We start from the raw sequence: 2,048 nt of genomic DNA on the forward strand, positions 1-2,048 counted from the left end.
GCGCCGATGGCACGCCGCATCCCGTCGGCCACGCGCTGCGCAACCCCGAGCTCGCGGCGGTGCTGCGCGACATCGCGGCCATCGGGCCACGGGCCCTGGTCGACGGCCCGATCGCGCGCGCCATCGTCGACAAGGTTCGCCAGCACCCCAGCCTGCCCGGCGCGCTCACGCAGGACGACCTGCGCCGCTACCAGCCGCGCGAGCGTGAGGCCCTGTGCCACCCGCTGCGCACCGGCGGGCGCTGGGTGCGCCTGTGCGGCTTTCCGCCGCCCAGCTCGGGCGGCATCGCGGTCGGGCAGATCCTGGGCCTGCTCTCACGCACGCCGCAGGCCCTGGCCGGCCTGCGCGACGGCCGCCCCGGCGCCGACTGGCTGCACGCCTACACCGAGGCCTCGCGCCTGGCCTTCGCGGACCGCGCCCAGTACGTGGGCGACCCCGACTTCGTGCCCGCGCCCGGCGGGGACTGGAACAGCCTGCTGGCCCCCGAATACCTCAACGCGCGCGCCCAACTCATCGGCCCGCAGCGCATGCCCGAGGCCAGGCCGGGCCGGCCGGCCGGCGCGACGCTGGCCTTCGCGCCCATGCCCTCGCAACCCGAGGCCGGCACCAGCCACATCAGCATCGTCGATGGCCGCGGCAACGCGCTGGCCATGACCACCACCATCGAATCGGCCTTCGGCTCGCGCCTGATGGTCAGCACCGATCCCTCTCGCCCCGGCGGCTTCCTGCTCAACAACGAACTCACCGACTTCAGCTTCGCCCCCGCCGACAGCCAGGGCCGCCCCATCGCCAACCGCGTGCAGCCGGGCAAGCGGCCGCGCTCGTCCATGGCGCCCACGCTGGTGTTCGACGCCCAGAGCGGCGAACCCCTCATGAGCGCGGGCAGCCCGGGCGGCGCGCTCATCATCCACTACACCGCCAAGGCACTGCACGGCAGCTTGCACTGGGGCCTGCACCCGCAGGCCGCGCTGAACCTGCCCAACTTCGGCACCCTGGGCGGTCCGCTGATGCTGGAGCAAAACCGCTTCCCCGACGCCACCGTCCAGGCGCTGCGCGCCCTCGGCCACACGGTGCAAACGGTGGAGATGACCAGCGGCGCGCAGGCCCTGCTGCGGCGCGGCGGGCGCTGGCTGGGCGGTGCCGATCCGCGGCGCGAGGGCATCGTCGCAGGCGATTGACCGACACCCCCGTCGGCGCGGGAGATCCCGTCCAGACAGGCCACGGGTCCGGCTGTGCCGGTCCCTTGGCAGGGTCCCCTCGGGGGGGCGCGCGCGGCGCGGCGGGGGTGCTTCATACTCTCCCCCTTCCCCATGGCCATCCCCCAGAGCTTCATCCAGGAACTGCTCACCCGCGTCGACGTGGTCGACGTGGTGGGCCGCTACGTGCAGCTCAAGAAGGGCGGCGCCAACTTCATGGGGCTGTGCCCCTTCCACGGCGAGAAGTCGCCCTCGTTCAGCGTCAGCCCGTCCAAGCAGTTCTATCACTGCTTCGGCTGCGGGGCGAACGGCAACGCCATCGGCTTCCTCATGGAGCACACGGGCATGGGCTTCGTGGAAGCCGTGAAGGACCTGGCCGCCCAGGTCGGCCTGCAGGTGCCCGACGACGCCGCCTCGCCGCAGGACCGCGAACGCGCCGCGCAGCAACGCCAGCAACAGGCCACGCTGACCGACGTGCTGGAGAAGACCGCCCGCGACTACCAGAAGCAGCTGAAGGCCTCGCCGCGCGCCATCGGCTACCTCAAGGGCCGAGGCCTGTCGGGCCAGATCGCCAAGGTGTTCGGTCTGGGCTACGCGCCCGAGGGCTGGCGCCACCTGGCCGGCGTGTTCCCGGACTACCAGTCGCCGCTGCTCACCGAGTCGGGCCTGGTGATCGAACACGCCGACGAAAAAGGCCAGGACGGCCAGGCCAAGCGCTACGACCGCTTCCGCGACCGCGTGATGTTCCCCATCCGCAACGTCAAGGGCGAGTGCATCGGCTTTGGCGGGCGCGTGCTCGACAAGGGCGAGCCCAAGTACCTCAACTCGCCCGAGACGCCGGTCTTCAGCAAG

The 2,048-nt window shown here is 72.4% G+C and carries 2 protein-coding genes; both read left to right on the plus strand.

Annotation, left to right across the window (positions count from 1 at the left end; translation table 11 throughout):
• Positions 1-1,178: gamma-glutamyltransferase family protein (locus BGO22_RS12780; protein WP_286851144.1), on the plus strand; the 1,178-nt coding region annotated here is incomplete at its 5' end.
• A 132-nt stretch (positions 1,179-1,310) separates the two neighbouring features.
• Positions 1,311-2,048, plus strand: a 738-nt coding sequence (locus BGO22_RS12785; RefSeq protein ID WP_286851145.1) for a DNA primase, incomplete at its 3' end; no start/stop codon positions are given.

It is taken from the genome of Hydrogenophaga sp. 70-12, assembly GCF_001897365.1.
In the GTDB taxonomy this organism is placed as follows: domain Bacteria; phylum Pseudomonadota; class Gammaproteobacteria; order Burkholderiales; family Burkholderiaceae_C; genus Hydrogenophaga; species Hydrogenophaga borbori.